Source organism: Parabacteroides sp. AM08-6 (assembly GCF_003473295.1).
Lineage (GTDB): Bacteria > Bacteroidota > Bacteroidia > Bacteroidales > Tannerellaceae > Parabacteroides.
The window spans coordinates 436-1043 of the sequence record NZ_QRMP01000080.1; the positions used below are offsets into that span (position 1 = coordinate 436).

Here is a 608-nt window from a genome sequence, read left to right on the forward strand (position 1 = left end):
ATTGTTATTAACGGTGTATACAGTATCCGCCAATCCCGCTTCGAGAAACAAAGCGACATCTTTGCAAAAATTAACACTATAGCCAAAACCAAAAAGAAATCCCGCATACTTTTCTGACGTTATATCTTTTATCTGAGCACATAGATTAGGCGTTTTATCTATAAAATTACAAGAGGTATCAATTAAGGCATAGCCAAAAAATGAATCCAATTGCTTCACTCTATGAGAAGTAAACATCTCACATTGTGACAAAAAGTAATTATTCGCCCAATAAACACATTGAATAAGAGAATTCTTATGTTTAAGAACTTCTCCCTGAAATTTGCCATCATAAGTATATTTTCGAACAACTTTAGGTCCGCCATCATACAAATAGACATTTTCTTTTTCCGGATCTATAGAAATTGTAGATAGATAAATATACTCACCAGGACCCTGTCCGCTATTTCCTATTTCATTTTGAAAATTACCTTTCTTATCAACAACGATTACACGACCAATGTCTGACAATATTATTTTTTCGGCTTTTTCATCATATACACAATAAACCAAATCTTCACCTAAAAAATTATCTTTCAACTTCAACGGTATATACTCGATACTCTCTA

Annotated in this window: 1 protein-coding gene; it reads right to left on the reverse strand. The window is 32.6% G+C overall.

What is annotated here, in order from left to right; genetic code table 11:
• Nucleotides 1-600, reverse strand: a 600-nt coding sequence (locus tag DW103_RS17930) for a 6-bladed beta-propeller (RefSeq protein WP_370453494.1), incomplete at its 3' end; no start/stop codon positions are given.
• Nucleotides 601-608 lie beyond the last annotated feature (8 nt).